The sequence below is a fragment of the Mycobacterium sp. 1482292.6 genome (genome assembly GCF_001672995.1).
Classification (GTDB): Bacteria; Actinomycetota; Actinomycetes; order Mycobacteriales; family Mycobacteriaceae; genus Mycobacterium; species Mycobacterium europaeum_A.
Genome location: NZ_LZKV01000196.1, coordinates 21,509 through 40,530, shown reverse-complemented (window position 1 = coordinate 40,530; position 19,022 = coordinate 21,509). Strand labels below are relative to the sequence as shown.

At 67.7% G+C, this 19,022-nt stretch carries 17 protein-coding genes and 1 tRNA gene; 11 read left to right on the top strand and 7 right to left on the bottom strand.

The window, feature by feature from the left end:
- The 3 genes from A5624_RS19585 to A5624_RS19575 all read right to left on the bottom strand — a co-directional run.
- On the bottom strand, nt 1-1,007 hold a 1,007-nt coding region (locus A5624_RS19585), incomplete at its 3' end, for an MCE family protein (RefSeq protein WP_066869646.1).
- 4 nt (nt 1,008-1,011) lie between these two features.
- A complete protein-coding gene (locus A5624_RS19580) occupies nt 1,012-1,860 on the bottom strand; it encodes an ABC transporter permease (RefSeq protein WP_066869643.1) in 849 nt (282 codons plus the stop codon).
- A complete protein-coding gene (locus A5624_RS19575; RefSeq protein WP_066869640.1) occupies nt 1,857-2,624 on the bottom strand; it encodes an ABC transporter permease in 768 nt (255 codons plus the stop codon). Before A5624_RS19575 ends, A5624_RS19580 begins: the two co-directional genes overlap by 4 nt.
- 604 nt (nt 2,625-3,228) lie before the next feature.
- Here A5624_RS19575 and A5624_RS19570 point away from each other — a divergent pair.
- From A5624_RS19570 to A5624_RS19565, 3 genes are all read left to right on the top strand, one after another.
- Nucleotides 3,229-4,032 (top strand): Stf0 sulfotransferase family protein, encoded by an 804-nt coding sequence (locus A5624_RS19570; RefSeq protein WP_066869637.1) that lies wholly within the window; start codon nt 3,229-3,231, stop codon nt 4,030-4,032.
- Nucleotides 4,033-4,168: 136 nt separating this feature from the next.
- On the top strand, nt 4,169-4,321 hold the full coding sequence (locus A5624_RS28690) for a hypothetical protein (RefSeq protein ID WP_165827908.1): 153 nt from the start codon (nt 4,169-4,171) through the stop codon (nt 4,319-4,321).
- Nucleotides 4,315-5,445, top strand: coding sequence for a YeiH family protein (locus A5624_RS19565; RefSeq protein ID WP_066869661.1), 1,131 nt, complete (start codon nt 4,315-4,317; stop codon nt 5,443-5,445). The genes A5624_RS28690 and A5624_RS19565 overlap by 7 nt, the downstream gene beginning before the upstream one ends.
- A 96-nt stretch (nt 5,446-5,541) precedes the next feature.
- On the opposite strand, the gene A5624_RS19560 is transcribed toward A5624_RS19565, so the two are convergent.
- The gene (locus A5624_RS19560; RefSeq protein ID WP_066869634.1) at nt 5,542-7,563 is read right to left on the bottom strand and encodes a family 2A encapsulin nanocompartment cargo protein cysteine desulfurase; all 2,022 of its coding nucleotides are present in this window, start codon (nt 7,561-7,563) and stop codon (nt 5,542-5,544) included.
- A complete protein-coding gene (locus A5624_RS19555) occupies nt 7,550-8,473 on the bottom strand; it encodes a family 2A encapsulin nanocompartment shell protein (RefSeq protein WP_065026699.1) in 924 nt (307 codons plus the stop codon). Before A5624_RS19555 ends, A5624_RS19560 begins: the two co-directional genes overlap by 14 nt.
- Before the next feature lie 369 nt (nt 8,474-8,842).
- Here A5624_RS19555 and A5624_RS19550 point away from each other — a divergent pair, with 369 nt between their 5' ends.
- From A5624_RS19550 to A5624_RS19520, 7 genes are all read left to right on the top strand, one after another.
- Nucleotides 8,843-10,135 carry a thioester domain-containing protein gene (locus A5624_RS19550; RefSeq protein ID WP_066869631.1) on the top strand — a complete coding sequence of 431 codons (1,293 nt, stop codon included), beginning with the start codon at nt 8,843-8,845 and terminating at the stop codon, nt 10,133-10,135.
- The gene (gene cysK, locus A5624_RS19545; protein ID WP_066869628.1) at nt 10,136-11,068 is read left to right on the top strand and encodes a cysteine synthase A; all 933 of its coding nucleotides are present in this window, start codon (nt 10,136-10,138) and stop codon (nt 11,066-11,068) included. It begins immediately after the preceding gene.
- A gap of 2 nt (nt 11,069-11,070) precedes the next feature.
- On the top strand, nt 11,071-11,754 hold the full coding sequence (gene cysE / locus A5624_RS19540) for a serine O-acetyltransferase (protein ID WP_066869625.1): 684 nt from the start codon (nt 11,071-11,073) through the stop codon (nt 11,752-11,754).
- A 216-nt stretch (nt 11,755-11,970) separates the two neighbouring features.
- Entirely contained in the window at nt 11,971-13,092 is a 1,122-nt protein-coding gene (locus A5624_RS19535; protein ID WP_066869622.1) for an LLM class flavin-dependent oxidoreductase, read from the top strand.
- Complete coding sequence (locus A5624_RS19530; protein WP_066869619.1) at nt 13,089-14,213, top strand: LLM class flavin-dependent oxidoreductase; 1,125 nt, start codon at nt 13,089-13,091, stop codon at nt 14,211-14,213. Before A5624_RS19535 ends, A5624_RS19530 begins: the two co-directional genes overlap by 4 nt.
- Entirely contained in the window at nt 14,210-15,613 is a 1,404-nt protein-coding gene (locus A5624_RS19525; RefSeq protein ID WP_066869615.1) for an NtaA/DmoA family FMN-dependent monooxygenase, read from the top strand. The genes A5624_RS19530 and A5624_RS19525 overlap by 4 nt, the downstream gene beginning before the upstream one ends.
- A gap of 219 nt (nt 15,614-15,832) precedes the next feature.
- Entirely contained in the window at nt 15,833-16,555 is a 723-nt protein-coding gene (locus A5624_RS19520; protein WP_255362081.1) for an SDR family NAD(P)-dependent oxidoreductase, read from the top strand.
- Nucleotides 16,556-16,571: 16 nt separating this feature from the next.
- Here the strand turns inward: A5624_RS19520 and A5624_RS19515 are convergent.
- A tRNA-Asn gene (locus A5624_RS19515) sits at nt 16,572-16,644 on the bottom strand.
- A gap of 152 nt (nt 16,645-16,796) precedes the next feature.
- On the opposite strand from A5624_RS19515, the gene A5624_RS19510 reads away from it, so the two are divergent.
- The gene (locus A5624_RS19510; RefSeq protein ID WP_066869612.1) at nt 16,797-17,075 is read left to right on the top strand and encodes a hypothetical protein; all 279 of its coding nucleotides are present in this window, start codon (nt 16,797-16,799) and stop codon (nt 17,073-17,075) included.
- On the opposite strand, the gene dnaG is transcribed toward A5624_RS19510, so the two are convergent.
- Nucleotides 17,059-19,011: a DNA primase gene (gene dnaG, locus A5624_RS19505; protein WP_066869609.1), complete on the bottom strand. Its 1,953-nt coding sequence runs from the start codon at nt 19,009-19,011 to the stop codon at nt 17,059-17,061. The genes A5624_RS19510 and dnaG overlap by 17 nt on opposite strands.
- Nucleotides 19,012-19,022 lie beyond the last annotated feature (11 nt).

Here is a 19,022-nt window from a genome sequence, read left to right as displayed (position 1 = left end):
GGGTCGTCGCCGAACAGCAGCGCCGCGTCGAGGATCACCGAATAACCATTGCCGCCCAACGCGTCTCGGCCACCATGGTCGACGTACCACTGCGCACCCTGGAACAGGCACGTATAGGTCGGCGAGTATTTCTCCAGCAGGGCCATGGTCGGATCGAGCAGGTTCATGGACCGCACGATGTTCGACTCGTTGCGGCCGATCACGTTGATGCCGGTCTGGCTGAAGCCGATCGCCGACAGCAACAACGAATCCAGCGAGCGCTGGTCGTCCGTGATGGTCGCGCTCGTCGTCGTCGCCGAGTCCAGGATGGACAAGATGTTCTGCGCCGCATCGGAGTAGATGGCGGTGGTCTTGCCGAACAGCCGCCAGTCCTTTCCGATGGTGTCCATGCGCGGGTTGACGGTGAGTAGCACGTTGTTGGCGTCGGTGATCGCTTGTCCGAGCCGGTCGCCCTTGCCGCGCACGGATTGCGCGAAGGCCGAGAGGATCGCGTTCAGCTTTGCCGGGTCGAGCGCCTGGACCACCGACTGCAGGTTCTCGAAGACGGTGTTCACTTCCACGGTGACGTTGCGCGAGCGCAACAGCGCGCCGGGTTTCAACGATGCCGGGCTGGGATGGTCGGGAACGATCAGATCGACGTATTTCGAGCCGAACGCCGTGGTGGATTTGATCTCGGCCTCGAGGTTGCTCGGCAGATACTTGAAGGCGTCCGGTTGGATCTTCAGCTGCAGCCGAGCGGTCTTCACGTCGGTGCCGATCGACGCGACCTGACCCACCTGGACGCCGCGCAGCTTGACCTTGGCGCCGTCTTCCATCACCAGGCCGGCGCGGTCGGACACCAGCGTGAGCGGGACAAAGGCCTGGAATTTGCCCGAGAACGAGGCCGCGGTCATCGCGATCAGGCCACCGATCAGGATGAACAAGGTGGGTGCCCACCAGATCGGGTCAATCTTGCTGTGGCGGGTCCTGTTTCGCTGGAACGCCCCGTCGGCTTTGTGAGTGCTCATCCGGTCATCCCGACAGGTTGAAGTTGCCGGACTGCCCATAGACGGACAGCGAGATCATCAGGCACACGAAGGCCGTGACGATCATCGACGACCGCACCGACCGACCGACCGCTTCCCCGACGCCCGCCGGACCGCCCGTCGCGGTGAAGCCGTAATACGTGTGCACGACCATCACCCCGGCCGCCATGGTCAGCGCCGCCAAAAACGACCAGAACAGATCGGTGGGGCGCAAAAAGGTGGCGAAGTAGTGCTCGTAGACGCCTCGTGACTGCCCGTACACGTAGATCGTGAGGAACTTCGCCGCGACGAACGACATCAGCACGGCGACGGCATAGAGCGGGATGACGACCAGGATGCCGGCGATGATCCGGGTGGACGCCAAATAGGTGACCGCGCGGATGCCCATGACTTCCAGCGCGTCGATCTCCTCGTTGATGCGCATCGCGCCCAGCTGCGCGGTCGCCCCCGCACCGATCGTGGCGGCCAGTGCCAGACCGGCGGTGCAGGGCGCGATCATCCGCACGTTCAGGAACGCCGAGAGGAAGCCGGTCAGCGCTTCGACGCCGATGTTGGACAGCGTGTCGTAACCCTGTACCGCCACGAGGGCGCCGGTGGTCAGCGTGAGAAACCCGATGATGCCGACCGTGCCCCCGATGACGGCCAATGCCCCTGTGCCCATGCCCATCTCGGCGATCAGGCGCAGCAGTTCGTTCGGGTAGCGCCGTACCGCATCGACGGTGGCGGTCAGGGATTGCCCGTAGAAGGCGGTCTGTTCGCCCAGCTTCCGCGTGGAATCCGCGAGGCGGGGGCCAAGATTGACGAACCACGAGGGCTCGCGCGCGGCGTCGGTCATTTGGCCGTCACCTTCACACCGAGCGCGGTGGTCAGGATGTTGATGAAGAACAAGGCCATGAACGAGAAGACCACGGTTTCGTTCACCGCGTTGCCGACGCCGGTCGGGCCACCGCCCACCGACAGGCCCTTGTAGCAGGCGATCAGGCCGGCGGACAGCCCGAACAGCGTCGCCTTGATCAGCGAGATCACCACCTGCGGCAGCCCGGTGACCAGGGTCATCCCCGCGACGAACGCGCCGGGCGTGACGTGCTGGACGAAGACCACGAAGATGTAGCTGCCGGTCAGCCCGGTGACCGCCACCACCGAGTACAGCAGAACCGCGACGAACGTCGCCGCGATGATGCGCGGAACCACCAGTGCCTGAATCGGATTGACGCCGATCACCTTCATCGCGTCGATCTCCTCGCGGATGGTGCGCGCGCCGAGATCCGCGCACATGGCCGTCGACCCGGCACCCGAGACGACCATCGCCGTGACGACCGGTCCCACCTGAGTCACCGACGCCAACCCGGCGCCGGCACCCGACAGATCGCCCGCGCCGATCTCGACCAACAGGATGTTGAGGACGAACACGATGAGCACCGTGTACGGGATCGACAACATAATCGTCGGAAAAATGGAAACGCGGGCGACAAACCAAATCTGCTCGAGCACTTCGCGCCACGCCCATGGGCCGCGCACCGCCGCCACCAATGCCTCGGCGCTGAGCAGAAAGAATTGGCCCAGCGCGGTCATGGGCCGCGCAAGGACCGCCGCGTTCACGCTGCTCGTCCAGCCCAACGGAGGTCTTTGACTCAACCCGACCCCCATTTTCGTAACAGCGTTTATACGTTGGTAATTCGCTGGCCCTAACGCAAACAGCACTGTTTACCTGCGCCGCGTCTGCTTGAGCGCACTAGATGAGGGAATGTACGGGCAAAACGATGCCCGGCGTCAGGTTTGCAATCAAGAAGAAGAAATATTGGGTGGCGCCGCCAGGCCTGCGCCGATGTTCTATCCGGCCGCTGGCCTGCGTGATTAGTCGGAACCGGCCCGACGCAGCGGCCCCCGCAGCAGCGGCCGGCAGACGGACCGAGTAGCGACCGGTGGCGCACGCAGACGAAGGGTCCGGCGCACGGGAAAACCGGGGTGGCAGGCCGAATCAGCTTGCAACGCAGCGCTTCTCAACGCAGCACGGCCTGCGCCGCGGGTGCGGCTTTCCGTCCGCTCCGAAACCAGATGAGCATCCACGGCCACCGTCCCGTTCGGCTGTCGTCGCCGAATGCCACAGTTCGGGCAAGACCGCTTGAACACAATGGTTTCCTTCAGCCTGACCCTAAGCGCGCTAGCCCGGATAAGATTCGAGCGTTCTGGATACACTCTGCCGGTGACCAATAGCCCGTCGTCATATCTGGTGCTGGCGTCGCAGCGCAGCGGCAGCACGCTGCTGGTCGAGTCGCTGCGCGCCACCGGCGTCGCCGGCGAGCCGCAGGAGTTCTTCCAGTATCTGCCGTCCACCAGCCAGTCCCCGCAGCCCCGGGAATGGTTCGCCGGCGTGGAGGACGAGTCGATCCTGAGCCTGCTCGACCCGCTGGACGTCGGGACGCCCGACCTGGCGCCGCCCGAGATCTGGCGGGCCTACATCCGCACGGTCGGGCGGACCCCGAACGGGGTGTGGGGCGGCAAGCTGATGTGGAACCAGACGCCACTGCTACTCGACCGTGCGAAGAACCTGCCGGACCGCAGCGGGGACGGCCTGCTGGCGGCGATCACGGATGTGGTGGGCGAGCAGCCGCTGTTGATTCACGTCTACCGGCCCGATGTGATCTCCCAAGCGGTGTCGTTCTGGCGGGCGGTGCAGACCCGGGTCTGGCGCGGCCGGCCCGACCCGGTCCGGGATGCGCGCGCCACCTATCACGCCGGGGCCATCGCCCACGTCGTCACCATGCTGCGCGCGCAAGAAGAGGGTTGGCGGAACTGGTTCGCCGAAGAAAACATCGAACCCATGGACATCTCGTATCCGGTGTTGTGGCGCAACCTGACTCAGATGGTGGGGTCCATCCTGGAGGCGTTGGGCCTGGATCCACAGCTGGCGCCCGAGCCGGTGCTGGAGCGTCAGGCCGACCAGCGCTCCGACGAGTGGGTGGACCGCTATCGGGCCGATGCCGAGAAGCACGGCCTGCCAACCTGATCGGCCGGCCGAGCTAAATTCAGCCCGAGCCAATCACTTGGATGTAGCGTGCCCGGACGCCACCATTCCGGTCAAACGGATGCGGCTGGGAGACGCCGCCATAAGCGCTTGAGGAGCGGTCATCGTGGGTGAAGGCGTGCCAACTAACGGAAAGGACCCCGACGCTCCGCAGGGGCCGGACTGGGCGGCCCGGCTCGGTTCGGTGTCGGTGGACTGGTGGGCGACCGCGGTGGCGGGCGTGATCGTCGCGTTGGCCGTGGCCAACGTGCTTCCGAGGATCCCCTGGTGACCGGCGTGAGCACCGTCCGCACGGCACCCGACGAAACGTCGGACGAGGTCACCTTCACCAGCACCCGTCCCCTGGACTATGTGCCGGGCATCCTGCTGCTGATCGGCGTCGGGGTGCTGGGCAAGTACGCCCAGATCTGGTGGAACGCACTGGCCAAGCACCAGCACTGGACCGTGCCCGACATCGAATATGTGTTGTGGGCGATCGTGATTGGGCTCTTGGTCACCAATACCATCGGCCTGCACCCGATATTCCGCCCCGGCGTGCTGACCTACGAATTCTGGCTCAAGGCCGGGATCGTGGCGCTCGGCTCGCGGTTCGTGCTGGGCGACATCGCCAAACTCGGCGGCATCAGCCTGGTGCAGATCCTGGTGGACATGACCATTGCCGGGACGATCATCATCGTGGTGGCCCGCGCGTTCGGGTTGTCGGGCAAGCTCGGCTCGCTGTTGGCGATCGGCACGTCCATCTGCGGGGTGTCGGCCATCGTGGCGGCCAAGGGGGCGATCCGGGCCCGCAACTCCGATGTCAGCTACGCGATCGCGGCGATCCTGGCGCTGGGCGCGGTGTCGCTGTTCGTGTTGCCGCCGTTGGGGCACGCGATCGGTCTCACCGACCACGAATTCGGTTTGTGGGCCGGGCTTTCCGTGGACAACACCGCCGAAACCACCGCCACGGGATATCTGTACTCCGACCACGCCGGCAAGATCGCGGTGCTGGTGAAGTCGACCCGTAACGCGCTGATCGGCTTCGTCGTGCTGGGCTTCGCGCTGTTTTGGGCCGCGCGAGGGGAAGCCGACGAGATCGCCCGGGGCGCCAAGGCCAAGACCGCGTTCATCTGGGGCAAGTTCCCGAAGTTTGTGCTCGGCTTCCTGGTGGTCTCGGCGATCGCCACGGCGGGGTGGCTGACCAAGGGCCAGACCGCCAACCTCGCCAACGTGTCGAAATGGGCCTTCCTGCTGACCTTTGCCGGCGTGGGACTCAACACCGACATCCGTCAGATCGCGCGCACCGGGTGGCGGCCGTTGGTCGTCGCGGTCATCGGGCTGACCGTCGTCGCCACCGTCTCGCTCGGCATCGTGCTGCTGACGTCGCGCGTATTCGGTTGGGGTGCGGGAACTTAACGGTTCAGCGCCTGAACCGCATCGCGCTACGCGCCCGGCTGGGCGGGCGCTCGAATCCCCACGCCCGGCCGGCCGGGCGCTCGGCACGCCGGCCGCTCAGCCGACGTTGGTACCGCCCTCGGCGATCCGGCGCACCGCCTTGAGGAACACGTCGATCTCGTCGAAGGTGTTGTAGAACGCGAACGACGGACGGACCGTGGCCTCCAGACCCAGCCGCCGCAGGGCGGGCTGTGCGCAGTGATGGCCCGCGCGCACCGCGATGCCCTCGGCGTTGAGCGCCTTGCCCACCTCGAGCGGCTCGTGGCCGGCCAGCACGAAGGACAGCACGCTGGCCTTCTCCTGCGCGGTACCCACCAGGCGCACGCCCGGGATGTCGGCCAGCCGCGGCGTCGCGTACTCGAGCAAGGCGTGCTCGTAGGCGGCGATCCGCTCGACGCCCAACCGTTGCACATAGCGCAGCGCCTCCGTCAGCCCGACCGCGTCGGCGATGTTGCCGGTGCCGGCCTCGAACTTGGTCGGCGGTCCCTGGTACAGCGACCGGTCCAGCGTGACGTCGGCGATCATGTGACCGCCGCCCTGCCACGGCGGTGTCTCGGTCAGCGCCTCCTCGGTGCCGTAGAGCGCACCGATTCCGGTGGGGCCGTAGATCTTGTGTCCGGAGAACACGAAAAAGTCCGCACCGAGTTCGGCGACGTCGATCGGTATGTGCTGAATCGACTGAGCCCCATCGATCAGCACCCTGGCGCCGTAGCGGTGGCCGAGCTCGACGATCTTGTCCACCGGTACCACGGTGCCCAACGCGTTGGACACCTGGCTCGCGGCGACCAGCTTGGTCCGCGGACCCAGTAGCTCCTCGAACTCGCTCAGCAGCAGGTTGCCCGCATCGTCGATCGGGGCCACCTTCAGGATCGCGCCGGTTTTTTGCGAAATCAGCTGCCAGGGAACGATATTCGCGTGGTGCTCCAGGTGGGTGATGACGATCTCGTCGCCGGGCTGCAGATGCTTGCCACCCCATGCGTGCGCCACCAGGTTGATCGCCTCGGTGGTACCGCGGACGAACACGATGTTCTCGGAGCTCGGCGCGCCGATGAAATCGGCTACCGTGTCGCGGGCCTCCTCGTAGGCGTCGGTGGCCCGGGCCGCCAATTCGTGCGCGGCGCGGTGAATATTCGAGTTCTCGTGGGCGTAGAAGTGCGCCAACCGATCGATCACGACCTGCGGCTTCTGGGTGGTCGCCGCGTTGTCGAACCAGATGAGCGGCTTGCCGTTGACGATCTCCTTGAGGATCGGGAAGTCCGCCCGGACCGCGTTGACGTCGAATATCTCGTGCTCGTCCGAAAGCCGCGGCACGGGAGCGGCTTTGGTCAGGAAGTGGTAGTCCCCGTCGTCACCGGCCGGTGCGTTCGGTGCCGACGCGGGCGCGTCGGACCAGCCCAGGTCGGTGACGGCCGGCGCCTCGGGCAGCCACGACGGCGCCGAACCGCGCGAGCCGGCGGGCACGGTCGGTGTCGTTCCGGCCAACACACCGGGCACCGTGGGCACGATGCCGCCGGGCACCGCGAACGCACCCGGTTCACCGCCGAACCACGGGACGGCGGCCAGCGTCGTCGTGTCGGGCGCTCCCCCGCGTGGGGCCACCGGCGCCGTCTGCGGCGGGACGTCGGGTTCGGCCGACGTCGGCGCCGGTAGATAGATGTCGGAGAAATTCAGCTGCGGCACCGGCGACGGGTACACGTCGGCCGCCCCGGCGCCCGCCTGGCCGGCCGAGGTCGCCGCCGTGGCATCCGGGGCGCTGCCGCGCGGGGCCACCGGCACCGTCTGCGGCGGGGCTTCCGGTGCGCTGGAGGTGGGAGCCAGAACGTAGACGTCGTGGCCACCGACCAACGGGACCGGTCCGGGGTAGACGTCGGCCGTGCCGGCCGCCGCCTGCCCTGCCGACGTCGCCGCCGTCGCGTCCGGCACGTTGCCACGCGGCGCGACCGGGGCCGACTGCGGTGGACTGTCCAGGCCCGGCCGGATGCTGGCCGCATACAACTGGCTGGCCAGCGCGGCAAGCTCCGCAGCGCTGATAGGCAGGTCGCTTTCGGCGTCTACCGCTCGGTACTCACTTGTACTCATGGAACTGGTCCACGGCGACGTCGTCGAGCACGGCGAGTGCGTCGTCGGTCAAAACAGCCAGGGACGTGTACAGGGTGACCAGGTAAGTCGCGATCGCCGACTGGTTGATGCCGGTGAACCGCACCGACAGACCCGGCGCCTGCTCCCCGACCAGGCCGGGCTGGAACAGGCCGACCACGCCCTGCCGCTCCTCACCGGTGCGCACCAGGATGAACTTGGTCTTGCCGTCCTCCACCGGGACCTTGTCCGACGGAATCAGCGGAATGCCGCGCCAGGTGATGAACTGCGCACCGAACAGGCTGACCACTGGCGGCGGGACGCCCCGGTAGGTGGCTTCACGGCCGAATGCGGCGATACCCAGCGGATGGGTGAGGAAGAAGCTGGGCGTCTTCCACACCTTGGTGATCAGCGCGTCGAGGTCGTCGGGCGCGGGGGCACCGGCGAGCGTCTGGATGGTCTGCTCCGGCGTGGCCTGCGCGAGCAACCCGTACTCGGGGCTGTTGATCAGTTCGAACTCTTGACGTTCCTTGATCGTCTCGATCGTCAGCCGCAGCTGCTGAGCGATCTGGTCGTGCGGGCTCGAGTACAAGTCGGACACCCGGGTGTGAATGTCGACCAGCGTCGAGATGCTGCGCAGCGTGTATTCGCGCGGGCTGGTCTCGTAGTCGACATAGGTCTCCGGCAGCGGTTCGTCGGTGCCGGCGCCCGCCTCGGCCTTAATCGCGACCTGCTCGGGGTTGACCACCCGGTTCACCCGGTAGATGCCGGCCTCCACCGGGACCCAGCCGAGCAGGTGCAGCAGCCAGCGCGGCGTGATGGTCGAAAGCTGGGGGACAGTCTTCGTCGCGTTGGCTAGTTGCCGGGCAGCGAGGTCGCCAAGTGTCTGAGACTCGTTTTGAGCCGACGTCATCGTGATCCTTTCATGCGTGAACTGCGGCCGGGATCGGGCGGATCTATCGTCCCCCAACAGAAGCGGGTCCGCGCGCCGAGCCTAGGCAAGTGTAGGGGCAGGCCAGAAGGTTTTGAGCCCGGCTGAGCGAAACGGATCGAGAAGTGCCGATGCCCTATAGTGGGGATATGCAACACCCCGCACAGTCGTGCTTTGTCCCGTCGCGCTGCGTCGGCGTGGACTGTTGTTGCTGTTGTTGCTGTTGATTTCCTGAGCCCTCTGACGCTGTAGAAATCCCCGCGCTAGCCCATTTCCGGGCGGTACCGCCGGGTCTGCCCGGTGGCGTGAAGGCGTGGGCCAACCAAAGCCTTTCAGGAAGACCAGCAACCCATGACCATATTGTCCGAGCCCAACCGTGCCCTGGCGCCGGTGGCGACCCGCCGGCGTTCGGTGGTCCGACCGGCCACCGCGCTCAACCGCATGACCCGTTACCGGGGTGGCACCTATTCCCACACCGTCGACCGGGTCGTGTTCACCGACGGCAGCTGGGCGCGCACCGACCTGATCAGGCTCAACCCGAACGTGCACGCCTACTCGCTGGATTTCACCGGCGTCGCGCCGCAGCACCCGTCGCGCTACCGCGTCGACACCTGGGCTGCCCTGCCCCATCTGCGCGCATCCAGCCACGAAGCCACGGTCGGCTGGATCCTGCGGAACTCCTTTCCGATGCGCTCCGTCGCCGAACTGAGCCGCCAGGTGCGTGACGCGGGTTATCCGCTCGGACCGGCCAACATCAACGAGCACGAGGCGATCGCCGCGACCCAGGCCGCGATCTGGTTTTTCACCAACGGCCTGGCGCTGGACACCCGCCCGCTCAACGTGCCCGTCGCCGTTCACCGCTCACCGGGGCCGGTGATCACCTTCGAATTCGACGGCGCGCCTCAGCTCGGCGGCTACTCGGTGTGGGTCGCCTCCAACGGGCACCTCACGGTACGGCTGCAGAAATCGGCCAATGGCCTTGACTGGCAAGACGTTTCGGGATCCGAACTGGCCGTGCGCCCCGGCCGGGGCCGCCACCAGCGCACGTTGGGCGAGGGCAGCACACTGTCGTCGAGCAGCCATGGCCGCGGCGGGCGCGGGTACCGCTACTACCGGCTGGTCGCACAATCCGATGCCGATGTCCCCCGCATCGAGCACGTCAGCTTCCGGCTCACCGGTGCGCGCCACTATCGCAACGCCGACAAGGTGGTGCACCTGTACAACTATCTGCTTGCGCAGGCGCGAAAGTTCGCTCACCAGGCCGCCGACGAAGCCCTGCTGGTCGACCAGCACGCCGCCGCGGATTCGGGCCTCGTCGGGCCGTTCCAGGTGCGAATCCCGCTGATACTCAGCGCCACCGGCGGTCACGAGCTGCTGGACGCCGACGGCTTCGCATTCGGCGACACGATCCAACCCGGCACGGATTTCTACATACGCCAGGCGCCGGGCACCTCGGGAATAACGCTCACCGCGAAAACGGTTGGCGATCTGCATGGACGCGTGCTCACCGGGGTGGCGCTGGACGAAGCGTCGCAACGCTTTACCCCTGTAGCGCTAGCCATCCCCACCGAGATGAACATAGAGTTCGATATTAGCTGGCAGGCGGATGAGGCCTGGTCCTACGTCGTTGGAGACAAAAGATAGATGAGCATCGCGGAGAACGTCACGGAATTGATCGGTAACACCCCGCTGGTCCGGCTGAACCGGGTCACCGAGGGTGCGGTCGCCGACGTCGTCGCCAAGCTGGAATTCTTCAACCCGGGAAACAGTGTCAAGGACCGCATCGGGGTCGCGATGATCGACGCGGCCGAGCAGGCGGGCCTGATCAAACCGGACACCATCATTCTCGAGCCCACGAGCGGCAACACCGGCATCGCCCTGGCGCTGGTGGCCGCGGCCCGCGGCTACCGTTGCGTGCTGACCATGCCGGAGACCATGAGCGTCGAGCGGCGAATGTTGTTGCGCGCCTTGGGAGCCGAGATCGTGTTGACCCCTGGATCCGAGGGCATGCCGGGCGCCATCGCCAAGGCCGAGGAGCTTGCCAAAAGCGACCAACGCTATTTCGTGCCACAGCAGTTCGAGAACAAGGCCAACCCCGCGATCCACCGCAAGACCACCGCGGAAGAGGTGTGGCGCGACACTGACGGCAAGGTCGACATCTTCGTCGCCGGGGTGGGCACCGGCGGCACCATCACCGGTGTGGCCCAGGTGATCAAGGAGCGCAAGCCCTCGGCGCAGTTCATCGCCGTCGAACCGGCCGCGTCGCCGGTGCTGTCCGGCGGACAGAAAGGGCCGCACCCGATCCAGGGCTTGGGCGCCGGGTTCGTCCCGCCCGTGCTCGCGCTGGATCTGGTCGACGAGGTCATCGCGGTCGGCAACGAGGAATCCATCACCCTGGCCCGGCGGCTGGCCGCCGAGGAGGGCCTGTTGGTGGGCATCTCCTCGGGGGCGGCGGTGGTAGCCGCCCTGCAGGTGGCCCGCCGGCCCGAGAACGCCGGGAAGCTCGTCGTCGTGGTGCTGCCCGACTTCGGCGAGCGGTACCTGAGCACGCCGCTGTTCTCCGACCTGGCCGATTAGTCATGCTCGAAGCCATCCGTCGTGACATCCGAGCGGCCAGGGAACGCGATCCGGCCGTCCCGACCACGCTGCAGGTGATCTTCGCCTACCCGGGCGTGCACGCCATCTGGGGTCACCGCGTCAGCCATTGGCTGTGGAACCGCGGCGCAAAGGTGGCCGCGCGAACGTTCGGCGAGATCACCCGCATCCTCACCGGCGTCGAGATCCACCCCGGCGCGGTGCTCGGCCCCGGTCTCTTCATCGACCACGCCACCGGGGTGGTAATCGGCGAGACGGCCGAGGTGGGCGAGGACGTGACCATCTATCACGGAGTCACCCTCGGTGGCAGCGGCAGGGACACCGGCAAACGTCATCCCACCATCGGTGATCGGGTCACCATCGGCGCCGGGGCGAAGGTCCTGGGCGCCATCAAGATCGGCGACGACAGCCGTATCGGCGCCAACGCCGTGGTGGTCAAAGAGGTTCCGTCCAGCTCAGTGGTCGTCGGCGTGCCCGGACAGGTCATCAGCCGCAGCCGTCCCGGCAGCCCGGACGACTCGATGATGCCCGACCTCGTCGGAGTCAGCCTGCAGTCGCTGCTGACCCGGGTGACCAAACTCGAAGCCCGCGCGGACGGTGCCCAGAGCAATCACGTCATCCGGCCGCCCGAAGCCGGCGTGTGGCACGGCGAGGACTTCTCCATCTGAAAGACGGTGGCGTTCAGAGCAAGACGCCGTGATCGCCCGTATTCGCCACGCTGCACCGAACCCGCATCGCCGCGTTCCGCCGGGCTGAACTCGGCGAAGTATTACTCAGCCTGAACTTAACCCGGTTTTGGAATGCAGCGCCGTCGGCAGCGTTGCACAGTGGGTTATGACCATGCTGCGCGACGCCGAACCGACGGGGATCACCGGGGACCGACCATGACCGAGCTGCATCTGGCTGTGGGACTGGACGGCTACGGCTGGCACCCCCACGCGTGGCGATACGCGTTCGCGCACAACGCGACCGGTGGCGGGCAACTGAGCGGCCGCTATTGGGCAGCGCTGGCGAGCACCGCCGAGCGCGGCCTGCTGGATTTCCTGACCATCGACGACAGCCTTGACGCGCAACCCGGCCGCAGCGCCGACATCTCGCCGCGGCGCCTAGCGGGACGCGCGGATGCCACGCTGGTCGCCGCCCGCATCGCCCCGGCCACCCGACACATCGGCCTGATTCCGGTGGCGACCGTTACCCATACCGAACCGTTCCACGTCTCGAAAGCCATTGCGACGCTTGACCATATCTCCCACGGCCGGGCGGGATGGCAGGTGCGGGTGAGCCCGACGGCGCACGAGGCCGCCCTGTTCGGCCGGCGGGCCGCCCCCGACGGCGACGACCTGTTCGACGAGGCCGCCGACGCGGTGGAGGTGGTGCGCCGGCTCTGGGACAGCTGGGAGGACGACGCGGTCATCCGCGATGTGGCGACCGGCCGCTACATCGACCGCGACAAACTGCACTACATCGACTTCGTCGGCGAGCGCTTCTCGGTCAAAGGGCCCTCGATCACCCCGCGCCCGCCTCAGGGCCAGCCGGTGGTGGCCGCACTTGCCCACGCACCGCGGGTCTACGAATTCGCCGCCGCCAGCGCCGACCTGGTCTTCATCACCCCGCACGACGAGGGCTCGCTGCGGGCCATCCTGGCCGATGTGGGCCACGCGCAGCGGGCCGCCGGCCGGAAGCTCAAAGTCTATGCGGACCTGGTGGTGTCGCTGGTCGACGATCCACTGGCGCCCGCAGCGGCCATCTCGTCCGATGCACTCGTATTCGTCGGTAGCACAACTGATTTGGCGGATCTCCTGCTCGCCTGGCAGGACGCCGGTGTCGATGGGGTGCGGCTGCGGCCCGCGGTAAACGCCCTCGACCTGCCCGCCATCGTCGACGACCTGGTGCCGCGCCTGCAGCGCGCCGGCCGGTTTCGCACCGGCTACCGCGACGGCGAGACACTGCGCGACCGCCTCGGGTTGGCGACCGCACCGAACCGCTACGCGACGGCGCCGTCATGAGCATCACTCCCCTGTCGATCCTCGACCTCGCGCCCATCAGCGCCGGCAGCGACGCCGCGACGGCACTGCGCAACACCATCGATCTGGCCCAGCACGCCGAGCGCTGGGGCTACCGACGCTACTGGCTGGCCGAGCACCACTTCGTCGCGGTCGCCAGCTCCTCGCCGGTGACGCTGATCGGCCAGATCGCCGCGGCCACCGAGCGAATCCACGTCGGGTCGGCCGCCGTGCAGATCGGCCACACGACGGCGCTCGCCGTGGTGGAAAGCTTCGGCATCCTCGACGCGCTCTACCCCGGCCGCATCGACATGGGGCTGGGCCGGTCCGGGCAGCGGCGCAAGGAGGCCGCCGTGGCGCCGCCCCCGGTCCACTCCGAGCGTGCGCCCACGCCGTGGCGTGAGGTCGACGGGCTTGTCATCCCCGCACCCTTCGACCAAACACCGCTGATGAAAAGCGAGCGGATCCGGGCGCAGGCCTCCGCGCTGGTGCAACCGTGCGCACAACCTCCCGACTTCGCCGACCAACTGGCCGACATCGAAGCGCTGCTGGCGGGCACCTACAGCGTCGATGGCCATGACCTACATGCCGTTCCCGGCGAGCGCGGTCAGTTGGCGCCGTGGATCTTCGGCAGCACCAAGGGGCAAAGCGCCGAGGTCGCCGGCGCCCGTGGGCTTCCGTTCGTCGCGAGTTACCACATCACCCCCGGCACGGCGCTCGATGCAATCACCGCCTACCGCAACGCCTTCCGCCCGTCCGCGCGGCTATCGGAGCCCTACGTGGTGGTGTCGGCCGACGTCGTGGTCGCCGAGGACAGCGCCACCGCGCGCCACCTCGCGTCCGGTTACGGCCGGTGGGTGTATTCCATCCGCAGCGGTCACGGCGCCATCCCCTACCCCGACCCCGATTTCTGCGAGCCCTTGACCGAGGAGCAGCAGGCGCTGGTGGCCGACCGCACCGCAACACAATTCGTCGGCAACCCCGACGAGGTCGCCGACCGGCTCGAACTGCTGGGCCGGGTCACCGGCGCCGACGAACTGGTGATCACCTCCGTGACCCACCGCCACGTCGACCGGCTGCGCTCGCATGAACTGATCGCCAAACGATGGGGACTGACCGGATGAGCGTTCGAGAAGCAGGCCACCGCAAGCAGATTCATCTGGGCGCCCACTTCCCCGGGGTGAACAACACCACGGTGTGGTCGGATCCGAGTGCGGGCAGCCAGATCGCGTTCGAATCGTTTGTGCACCTTGCCGAGACCGCCGAGCGGGGGCTGTTCGACTTCTTCTTTCTGGCCGAAGGCCTGCGGCTGCGTGAGCATCGCGGCAAGATCCACGACCTCGACGTGGTCGGACGGCCCGACACCTTCACCGTGCTGGCCGCGCTCGCCGCGGTCACCGACAGGCTCGGCCTGGCCGGCACCATCAACACCACGTTCAACGAACCCTACGAAGTGGCAAGGCAATTCGCGACGCTGGACCACCTGTCCGACGGGCGGTCGGCCTGGAACATGGTCACCTCCTCCGACGCGTTCACCGGGGAGAACTTCCGCCGCGGCGGGTTCCTGGCCCACGCCGACCGCTACCACCGGGCCGAGGAATTCATCACCGTCGCGAGGCGGTTCTGGGACAGCTGGGCGCCCGATGCCGTCGTCGCCGACGTCGGCGCCGGGATCTATGCCGATCCGGCGCGCATCGGCGTCGTCGAGCACCACGGTCCGCAATTCGACGTCCGCGGCGTGGCCTCCCTGCCGGCCGGGCCGCAGGGCCACCCGGTGCTGCTGCAGGCTGGTGACTCCGACGACGGCCGTGACTTCGGCGCCAGGCACGCCGATGCCCTGTTCACGCTGCACGGGTCGCTCGAGGCGGGTCAGCGCTACTACAGCGACGTGAAGAGCCGCGCCGCGGCCCATGGGCGCGACCCAGACCAGCTCAAGGTCCTGCCCGGCGCGACGTTCGCGCTGGGAGACACCCCCGAAGAGGCGCAGGACAACGCCCGCCACATCCGCGAGCAGCAGGTCAGCGGCCCGACCGCGATCGCATTCCTCGAACAGGTGTGGGGCGTGGACCTGTCGGCCTACGACCCCGACGGGCCCCTGCCCGACGTCGATCCCGTCGAGAACCCGAACATCACCCGCGGGCGGGTCCGGCACGGCGACCCCAAGACGGTCGCCCAGACCTGGCGCGCCCGGGCGGAAGCCGAGAACCTGTCGATCCGCGAGCTGATCATCGAGGTGACCAGCCGCCAACAATTCGTCGGAACGCCGGCGCAGGTCGCCGCCGAGATCGATCGCTACGTGCAGTCCGATGCCTGCGACGGCTTCATCCTGGTGCCGCACCTGACGCCGCACGGCCTCGACGAATTCGTCGCCAAGGTGGTGCCGCTGCTGCAGGAGCGCGGTAGCTTCCGCACCGAATACCGCGGCCACACGCTGCGCGACCACCTGGGCTTGTCACCCACGCCGGGGCGGGCCGGGCAGGCGACCGGCGCCGAGCGCTTCGAAAGTCGGTGCGCCACAGGCTAATCCGTGACTATGACGGGTGCCGATCCGGGCAGGCGATGGCCGGGTTATCGGGGTGCGCGCTCAGCCGCGTGACCTCATCGGTGCGCCAGACGCGCAGCGGCATCGAGGCGAGCACTCCTAATAGTCTGGGGTCACAGTAGATTCACGATTCGCGGCGTACCACCCGGGGTGGCGCGTCGATCGCCGCATTCGCCGACAGACCGCGCAAGGAGACCTCCGTTGACCGCAGATCACGCCCGTCAGAAAGTCGCGATCATCACCGGCGCCTCCCAGGGCATGGGTGCCGCCCTGGTTGACGCCTACCGCGAACTCGGCTTCGCGGTGGTGGCTAATTCGCGATCGATCGCCGCCGGCGCTGACGCCGAGGTGGCGGCCGTCGCCGGTGACGTGGCCGATCCCGCGACCGCTGACCGCATCGTCGCGACGGCGCTGGACCGGTTCGGCCGGGTGGACACGCTGATCAACAACGCGGGCGTGTTCGTGCCTAAGCCGTTCACCGAGTACACGCCGGCCGACTACGAGTTGGTGACGGGGGTGAACCTGACCGGCTTTTTCCACATCACCCAGCGCGTCATCGCCCAGCTGCTGAGGCAAGGCGGGGGCGGCCACGTGGTCAACATGACCACCTCCCTGCTCGAGCAGGCCAACTCCGGGGTGCCGGCGGGATTGACCGCGCTCACCAAGGGTGGCCTGGCGGCGGTGACCAAATCGCTGGCCATCGAATACGCCCGCAACGGGATCCGCGTCAACGCCATCTCCCCCGGCAACATCGCCACGCCGATGCACGCCGACGACGACACGACCGCGCTGGCCGCCATGCATCCGCTGGGCCGGATGGGCACCATCGCCGACATCATCGAGGGGATTCGCTACCTAGAGGGCGCGTCGTTCGTGACCGGCGAGACGCTACACATCGACGGCGGCCAGAGCGCCGGCCACTGAGACGTTCAGAGAAGTGCTCCCCCGCCTGGACTCGAACCAGGAACCCTTCGGTTAACAGCCGAATGCTCTGCCAATTGAGCTACAGGGGACTAACCCGATCGCGGGACGAACTCTAGCGTACTGGCACGACCGCACCCAACTAGCGTGGACCACCCTCGGGCCGCCCATAGACGGGGATCGACCGCGCGGGCGCCCCGGCCGGTGAGGCAGGATGGAGCCATCGATAGTCGGGAGGAAAGTTTTGATCCGGTATGTCGTGGTGCTTGGGCTGGGTTACGTGCTGGGTTCGAAGGCTGGGCGTCGCCGATACGAGCAGCTCGTCGGCACCTATCGCGCGCTGACCAGCAGCCCCGTGGCCAAGTCGATGATCGAAGGGGGGCGGCGCAAGATCGCGAATCGGATCTCACCCGATGCCGGTTTTGTCACCCTGACCGAGATCGACGACCAAACGGCCATCATGGAACGCGACGCCGAGGGCTCGGCCGACGACGTGCTGACGCCGTCTAATCGTCGCCGCTAGCCTGCTCCAGCAGGCTGCGCCGGTAGGACTCCATCGCCACCAGGTCCCCGAACAGGGCGTGGTACTCGTCGCCCTGCTCAATCGGTGACATCCGCTGCAGCTTCGACTTCACCTCGGCGATCTGCCGGCCCATCCACACCTCTTGCAGCCGGGCCAGCACGCCGCCGATGTAGCGCGGCAGCTTCTCCTCGTCGACCGCGATGGCCTCCACCCCCAACTCGCTGGCCAGGCCGGCGGTCAGCGGCGACGAAGCCTGCTCACGCACCGCCTCGATCCATTGCGCGCCGGTGATCCCGCTCGAGGTGCCCCCCGCCGTCTCGATGGCCGCGCGGATGGCCGCGTATCCGGGATGGGTGAAGCTCTCGACCGTCAGCGTGTCGAACACCGGCCCGGCGAACGCCGGGTATTGCAGGGCCGCCTTGAGCGCCTCACGCTGCGGCCACAGGGTGGGGTCTCGGGGGTCCGGACGGCTGGCGGCCGGCTGGGCCGCGGCGGGCGGCTGCGCCGCGCGGCGGGGCGCCTTGGGTCCGGAGCCACCGCGGGCCGCGGTGTTGGACGTCTTGGCCTGGCTGCGCACCCGGTCGATGACCTGCGCGACGTCGTCCCAGCCGACCCATCCGGCGAGCTGGCGGGCGTACTCGTCGCGCAGCGTGGGGTCCTTGATCTGGCTCACCATCGGCACGCAGCGGCGCAGTGCGGCGACCCGGCCCTCGGCGCTGTCCAGGTCCATCTCGGCGAGCGCCGAACGGACCGCGAACTCGAAGAGCGGGGTCCGCCGGGCCACCAGATCGCGCAGCGCGCCGTCACCGGACTTCAGCCGCAGATCGCAGGGATCCATGCCGTCAGGCGCGACGGCCACGAACGACTGGCCCGCCAGGTTCTGTTCGCCGCCGAAGGCCTTGAGCGCGGCGGCCCGCCCGGCCGCGTCGCCGTCGAACACGTAGATCAGTTCGCCGCGAAAGAAACTGTCGTCCATCATCAACCGGCGCAGCATCGACAGATGCTCGTCGCCGAACGCGGTGCCGCACGACGCCACCGCGGTGGTGACGCCGGCCAAATGCATCGCCATCACGTCGGTATAGCCCTCGACGACGACGGCCTGGTGCCCCTTGGCGATGTCGCGTTTGGCCAAGTCGATGCCGAACATCACGTTCGACTTCTTGTACAGCAGCGTCTCGGGCGTGTTGATGTACTTGGCTTCCATCGGATCGTCGTCGAACAGCCGCCGGGCGCCGAAGCCGATCACCTCGCCGGCCGAACTGCGGATGGGCCACAGCAACCGGCGATGGAAGCGGTCCATCGGTCCGCGACGCCCCTGCCGTGACAGGCCGGCCGCCTCCAGCTCCTTGAACTCAAATCCCTTGCGTATCAAGTGCTTTGTCAGCGAGTCCCAGCCCGAGGGTGCGAAGCCGCAACCGAAGTGACGGGCCGCGTCGGCGTCGAAGTTCCGCTCGGTCAGATACTGCCGGGCCGGTGCCGCCTCGGCGGATTCCAGCGCCGCCGCATAGAACTCCGCCGCCGCCGCGTTGGCCGCGACGAGCCGGCTGCGACTGCCGCGGTCGCGCTGCACGCTGGTCGCCGGGCCCGAGTAATTGATGGTGTGACCGATCCGGTCGGCGAGCAGTTCGACGGCCTCGACGAAGCTGACGTGTTCGATCTTCTGGATGAACGCGTACACGTCGCCGCCCTCACCACAGCCGAAGCAGTGAAAGTGGCCGTGGTTGGGGCGGACGTGAAACGACGGTGACTTCTCGTCGTGGAACGGACACAGGCCCTTGAGCGAATCGGCGCCGGCGCGGCGCAACTGGACGTAGTCGCCGATGACCTCGTCGATGCGCACCCGCTCGCGGATGGCGGCGATGTCGCGATCGGGAATCCGGCCCCGACCCCGGGCACGGCCGTCGCCCTCCGCGCGTGAACCTGCCGGGCTTGACATCGGCTCAGTCT